The 5,878-nt window shown below is 65.8% G+C and carries 8 protein-coding genes; 5 read left to right on the top strand and 3 right to left on the bottom strand.

Features of this window, described 5'->3' with window-relative positions:
* Positions 1-165 precede the first annotated feature (165 nt).
* Positions 166-870: a hypothetical protein gene (locus MOV75_RS24705; protein WP_246923307.1), complete on the bottom strand. Its 705-nt coding sequence runs from the start codon at positions 868-870 to the stop codon at positions 166-168.
* Between the two features lie 116 nt (positions 871-986).
* Here MOV75_RS24705 and nthA point away from each other — a divergent pair, with 116 nt between their 5' ends.
* From nthA to MOV75_RS24720, 3 genes are read left to right on the top strand one after another with little or no spacing between them, the layout of a single operon-like run.
* A complete protein-coding gene (gene nthA / locus MOV75_RS24710) occupies positions 987-1,607 on the top strand; it encodes a nitrile hydratase subunit alpha (protein ID WP_246923302.1) in 621 nt (206 codons plus the stop codon).
* Positions 1,604-2,263 carry a nitrile hydratase subunit beta gene (gene nthB / locus MOV75_RS24715; RefSeq protein ID WP_246923299.1) on the top strand — a complete coding sequence of 220 codons (660 nt, stop codon included), beginning with the start codon at positions 1,604-1,606 and terminating at the stop codon, positions 2,261-2,263. The genes nthA and nthB overlap by 4 nt, the downstream gene beginning before the upstream one ends.
* Positions 2,263-2,640 (top strand): nitrile hydratase accessory protein, encoded by a 378-nt coding sequence (locus MOV75_RS24720; protein WP_246923296.1) that lies wholly within the window; start codon positions 2,263-2,265, stop codon positions 2,638-2,640. The genes nthB and MOV75_RS24720 overlap by 1 nt, the downstream gene beginning before the upstream one ends.
* 279 nt (positions 2,641-2,919) lie before the next feature.
* On the opposite strand, the gene queC is transcribed toward MOV75_RS24720, so the two are convergent.
* Positions 2,920-3,633 (bottom strand): 7-cyano-7-deazaguanine synthase QueC, encoded by a 714-nt coding sequence (queC, locus tag MOV75_RS24725; RefSeq protein WP_246923292.1) that lies wholly within the window; start codon positions 3,631-3,633, stop codon positions 2,920-2,922.
* Between the two features lie 126 nt (positions 3,634-3,759).
* Between queC and mazG the strand changes: the two genes are divergently transcribed.
* Positions 3,760-4,578 carry a nucleoside triphosphate pyrophosphohydrolase gene (mazG, locus tag MOV75_RS24730; protein WP_246923288.1) on the top strand — a complete coding sequence of 273 codons (819 nt, stop codon included), beginning with the start codon at positions 3,760-3,762 and terminating at the stop codon, positions 4,576-4,578.
* Positions 4,579-4,592: 14 nt separating this feature from the next.
* Positions 4,593-5,051 carry a GNAT family N-acetyltransferase gene (locus MOV75_RS24735; protein ID WP_246923284.1) on the top strand — a complete coding sequence of 153 codons (459 nt, stop codon included), beginning with the start codon at positions 4,593-4,595 and terminating at the stop codon, positions 5,049-5,051.
* Positions 5,052-5,162: 111 nt separating this feature from the next.
* On the opposite strand, the gene MOV75_RS24740 is transcribed toward MOV75_RS24735, so the two are convergent.
* Positions 5,163-5,878, bottom strand: a 716-nt coding sequence (locus MOV75_RS24740; RefSeq protein WP_247006768.1) for a GTPase HflX, incomplete at its 5' end; no start/stop codon positions are given.

Here is a 5,878-nt window from a genome sequence, read left to right on the forward strand (position 1 = left end):
CTTCGCGATCTGGCGCCCGCTTCAGCGCGGCCTGACCGGGACCACCGACATCGCGCGTCGCCGCGGTCGAAACGCACCACCGCGATCCGTCCCTCGGGCCCGAGGCCCTTTTCGATCTTCACGTAGTCCGTCAACGCGACCTCCCCGTTCATGGTCTTGGGTGCATCACAAATGCCCGGTGCGCTGGTGCTCCGGCTCGCTGCCCTTGACCGGAAACCTGATCGTGGTCCCGATCGTGATCCAGTTGGCGTTCTCGCCGCTGATGTTGCGGCCGTAGATCACGTCGACGGAAAATATCTCGTTCGGCCGGTAGCGGACACCTGTCTGCAACCGCGGCTGCACGACGCTCGCGATCTCGGACGAGCCGGCCTGGCCATACGCCTCGATCGTCCACTGCAACGTGTCGGTGAACTTCCAGTCAAAGCCGATGCCATAGGTCAGGTAGTGGCGATCGACGGTACGATCCCACAGCCAGCCCCCATTGACGTTGAGGCGCATGGTCTCGGACAGGCGGAAGGTCGCCGGGATGACCGCGAAGGCGGACAGCCCCTCGCCGGTCGCCACGTCGAATGAGCCACCACCATAGGCCGACAATCCCCATCGCCCCACCCCCGTAGGGATGAAATTTGTCTTGGCTTTCGGAGCGACCGTCGCGCTCCAGTCGCCATCGCTTCTGGCGCGGACGGTCTGCATGCTCAACTCGATCGGCCTAAAGGGATCGACGACGCAAGAGGGATTGGCGACCGCCAGAAAATCCGTGTTGGACGCCGTTGACATCCAGCTTTCCACCTTGCAGGAGCCGACCTCGGAGATATCGGCGGCATCGACCGCATAGGCGCCATTCGCGGCGCGCGCATCATGCGCCGCCACCGCGGAAAGAGCCGCGATCGCGGCGGTTATTGCGGTTCGTGCAGCCCTGCCCTTGGCTGGATGTTAGCAGAGTCTTCGCCTCGACAAGGCCCGGATTCTGGGACTATCTTCGCGCCATGAGCGAGCATCATCACGACCACGATCATTCCGAATTGTCGGAGACCGAGCTGCGCGTGCGCGCGCTCGAGACGATCCTGACCGAAAAAGGCTATGTCGAGCCCGCCGCCCTCGATGCCATCATCCAGGCCTATGAGACCAAGATCGGCCCGCACAACGGCGCGCGCGTCGTCGCCAAGGCGTGGACCGATCCCGCCTTCAGGCAGGCGCTGCTGGAGGATGGCTCCAAAGCCATCGGCACGCTCGGCCATGTCAGCCGGGTCGGCGACCATCTCGTCGTGGTCGAGAACACGCCGCAGCGGCACAACATGGTCGTGTGCACGCTGTGCTCCTGCTACCCCTGGGAAATGCTCGGACTGCCGCCGGTCTGGTACAAGGCTGCGCCCTACCGGTCCCGTGCCGTGAAGGACCCGCGCGGCGTGCTCGCCGATTTCGACGTCACCCTGCCGAAGGACATGGAGATCCGGGTCTGGGACTCGACGGCAGAGACGCGCTTCCTGGTGCTGCCGATGCGCCCCGAAGGCACCGAAGGCTGGAGCGAGGAGCAGCTAGCCGAGCTCGTCACCCGCGACTCCATGATCGGGACCGGCTTTCCCAGGACACCCGGAGCGCCCTCGTGAACGGCGTGCACGACATGGGCGGCATGGACGGGTTCGGCAAGGTCGAGCCCGAGCCGAACGAGCCGATGTTCCACGAGGAATGGGAATCCCGCGTGCTCGCGATGGTGCGCGCGATGGGCGCGGCCGGCGCCTTCAACATCGACACCTCGCGCTTTTATCGCGAAACGCTGCCGCCGCACGTGTATCTGTCGAGCTCCTATTACAAGAAATGGTTTCTCGGGCTCGAGGAGATGCTGATCGAGAAGGGCTACCTCACGAGGGACGAGGTTGCCGCCGGCCATGCGATGCAGCCCGCAAAGACGCTCAAGCACGGCAAGTTCGATCTCGCGAACGTCGAGCGCGTGATGGTGCGCGGCAAGTTTGCTCGGCCTGCCCCCGCGCCCGCGAAATTCAGCATCGGCGATCGTGTACGCGCCAGGAACATTCATCCGGCCACGCACACCAGGCTGCCGCGCTATGTGCGCGGCCATGTCGGTGTCGTCGAGCTGAACCACGGCTGCCATGTGTTTCCGGATTCCGCAGCGATGGAGCTCGGCGAAAATCCTCAATGGCTCTACACCGTCGTGTTCGAAGGCCGTGATCTCTGGGGCGAGGATGGCGATGCCACGCTGAAGGTCTCGATTGACGCCTTCGAGCCCTATCTGGATCCGGCGTGATGAGCGGTAGCGCCGCTGCCGCCGCGACAGCGGCGATCCCGAGCATTCCGCGCGATGATGACGGCCCGGTGTTCCGCGCGCCCTGGGAGGCGCATGCCTTCGCAATGGCGTTGACGCTGCACGAGCGCGGCGTGTTCACCTGGCCCGAATGGGCCGCTAGCCTCGCCTCCGAGATCAAGCGCGCGCAGGCCGCCGGCGACCCCGACACGGGCGAAACCTACTATCTGCACTGGCTGGCCACACTCGAAGGATTGGTCGCACGCAAGGGCGTCGCGTCGCTGGAGACGCTGCACCGCTACCGCGATGCCTGGGACCACGCCGCGGACCGCACACCGCATGGCAAGCCGATTGAGCTTAAGCCGGAGGATTTTGGCTAGCTGGCGCTGCACTCGTGTCCCGGACAAAGCTGCAACGCGCGAGCGTTGCGGCGCAGAGCCGGGACCCAGACGGCAAACATGATACCTTACGGAAGTATGGGCCCCGGCTCTGCAGCGCACCGATGAAGCAGCGCTGCGCTGCGTCCGGGGCACGAGAGCGCGCTACTCTCTCGACACCGTCATTGCGAGCGCAGCGAAGCAATCCAGACTCTCACCGCGGCGGCAGTCTGGATTGCTTCGTCGCAAGAGCTCCTCGCAATGACGGCGGAGAGAGACGAGCTACCTCCCCGCCACGAACTCCCGCCACCCCTTCGCGCGCAGGCTGCACGCGGGGCACTCGCCGCAGCCATAGCCCCAATCGTGCTGCGCGCCGCGCATCCCGAGGTAGCAGGTGTGGGAGTGCTCGCGGATGAGATCGACCAGCCCCTCGCCGCCGAGATCCTGCGCGAGCTGCCACGTCGCGGCCTTGTCGATCCACATCAAGGGCGTATGCAGCTCGAACTTTCTGGCCATGCCCAGCGAGAGCGCGGCCTCCATGGCGCGGATGGTGTCGTCGCGGCAATCGGGATAGCCGGAATAATCGGTCTCGCACATGCCGCCGACGATGTGCGTGATGCCGCGCCGATACGCCAGCGCCGCGGCGAAGGTCAAAAATACCAGATTGCGGCCGGGTACGAACGTGTTGGGCAAGCCGTCGGCGCCCATCGCGATCGCGACGTCGCGCGTCAGCGCGGTCTCGGACACGTCGGCCAGCGTCGGGATCGACAGCGTGTGGCTTTCGCCGAGCTTTGCGGCCCAATCGGCGCGCAAGCCTTTCACGCCGGCGAATAGCCGCTCGCGGCAATCGAGCTCGATGGCGTGGCGCTGGCCGTAGTCGAATCCCAGCGTCTCCACGCGCGCAAAGCGGCTCAGCGCCCAGGCCAGGCAGGTGGTGGAATCCTGGCCGCCGGAGAACAGCACCAGCGCCGTTTGTGATGAAAGTGCGTCGCTCATGCCGTGCGCTTTACCACTGCCCGAGGGGCCCGCCAATCGGTGGAAATCGGCCTGTTCCGCCTCCTTGCGCTGGGATCGGCCGGCGGCTTTTGGCATAAGGCTTCGGACCCAGGAGACGCCCCCGCAATGACCCCTTCCCGCGACATTTCCCGCCTGATCGAGATCATGGCGGCGCTGCGCACGCCGGTCACCGGCTGCCCCTGGGACCTCGAGCAGGATTTCGCGACCATCGCACCCTATACGATCGAGGAGGCCTACGAGGTGGTCGAGGCCATCACCCGCGGCGATCTCGACGATCTCCGTGAGGAGCTCGGCGACCTCCTGCTCCAGGTCGTGTTCCACGCCCAGATGGCTTCGGAGCAGAACGCCTTTGGGTTTGGCGACGTCGTCGAGGCCATTACGCGCAAGATGATCCGCCGCCATCCCCATGTCTTCGCCGACAAGGACGGCAATCTCGCCTCCTCCCACGTCAAGGAAGTCTGGGACCGCATCAAGGCCGAGGAGAAGGCCGAACGCGCCGCGCGCCGGCCGCTGGAAGAGGCGCCGACCCACAAATCGCTGCTGTCAGGTGTGAAGGCCGGCCAGCCCGCGCTGACGCGCGCCGTGGAGCTGCAGCGCAAGGCTTCCACCGTAGGCTTCGACTGGAACGACCCGCGCGCGGTGCTGGCAAAGATCCGCGAGGAAGCCGACGAGATCGAGGCCGCGCTCGACCGCAACGACAAGCTGGAGATCGCCGAAGAGACCGGCGACCTGATGTTCGCCCTCGTCAACCTCGCCCGCCATGTCGATGCCGATCCCGAGGCCGCCTTGCGCGCGACGAATGCGAAATTCGAGCGGCGCTTTGCCTATATCGAGCGGGCGCTGGAGGCGCAGGGCCGGACGCTGGAACAGGCTTCGCTGGCGGAGATGGACGCACTGTGGAATGCGGCGAAGACGGCTACGTGATGCAAGGACGCGCCATGGAAATCAGACAGGACGATCCGAAGGCGCCGCACGTCGCCGATCTGCTGACCCATCATCTGGAAGAACTCCGCAGCGTCATGGGCGAGCACGCGCAAGCGCTGGATGCGAGCGGTCTGTCGGCTCCGACCGTGACGTTCTGGACGGTTTGGCACGGCGATGTGCTGGCTGGCTTCGGTGCCCTGAAGCAGCTGGATAAGACACTCGGCGAAGTGAAGTCGATGCGCGCCGCGCCGGCCGCGCGTGGGACCGGGGTCGGTCGCGCTATCCTGCTCCACATCATCGGCGAAGCTCGCAAGCGAGGCTATGCGCGTCTCAACCTGGAGACCGGCACGGCGCCGCTGCACGCTCCCGCCGTCGCGCTCTACCGCAGCGTCGGTTTCGTCCCCTGCGAGCCGTTCGCCGACTACCAGGCGAGCCCGCACAACCAGTTCATGAGCCTCGACCTGTCGAGGTGATTCTCCCCGCCGTAGCCCGGATGGAGCGCAGCGCAATCCGGAGCCAATCTGTCCGAACGCGAGTATCCCGGATTAAGCTTTGGCTCCATCCGGGCTACTGAGCCACTGGCCCTAGGCCGACAGGCGCGGCACCGCGTCGAACCTGTTCACCACGATATCCCGCTTGGTCTCGTCCACCCGCACGGTCATGTCGAAGCGACCGTCGTGAAGCTCTTTCGCCAGCACCTCGGCATTGCGATGCAGCCAGGAGATGCCGGCGCCGTCGGCGGCGTCGATGGAGAGATCAAGCGTGATGCGTTTTGCGGCGAGACGCTCCTCGATCGCCGCGAGCAATGCATCGACCCCCTCGCCCGATACGGCCGAGACCAGCATCGCCGGGTGATCCTCGGGCCTGCGCGCGGCGATGTTCAAGAGCTCTTCGCGCTGCTCGGAATCGTAGCGGTCGATCTTGTTCCAGACCTCGATGATGCGGCCTGAGTCATCGGGGTTGATGCCGAGCTGGCGCAGCACGGCGTCGACGTCGCTCTGCTGCGCTTCGGCGTCCTCGTGCGAGATGTCGCGGACATGGAGAATGACGTCGGCCTCCAGCACCTCTTCCAGCGTGGCGCGGAAGGCGGCGACGAGCTGGGTCGGCAGGTTGGAGATGAAGCCGACGGTGTCCGACAGCATCGCCTTGCCGCCATGCGGCAGGCTCAGCGCACGCAACGTCGGATCGAGGGTGGCGAACAGCATGTCGGCGGCCTGCACGTCGGCGCGCGTCAGGCGGTTGAACAGCGTCGACTTGCCGGCATTGGTGTAGCCGACCAGCGCGACGACGCGATACGGCA

The sequence above is a fragment of the Bradyrhizobium sp. PRIMUS42 genome (genome assembly GCF_023006515.1).
Taxonomy (GTDB): Bacteria; Pseudomonadota; Alphaproteobacteria; order Rhizobiales; family Xanthobacteraceae; genus Bradyrhizobium.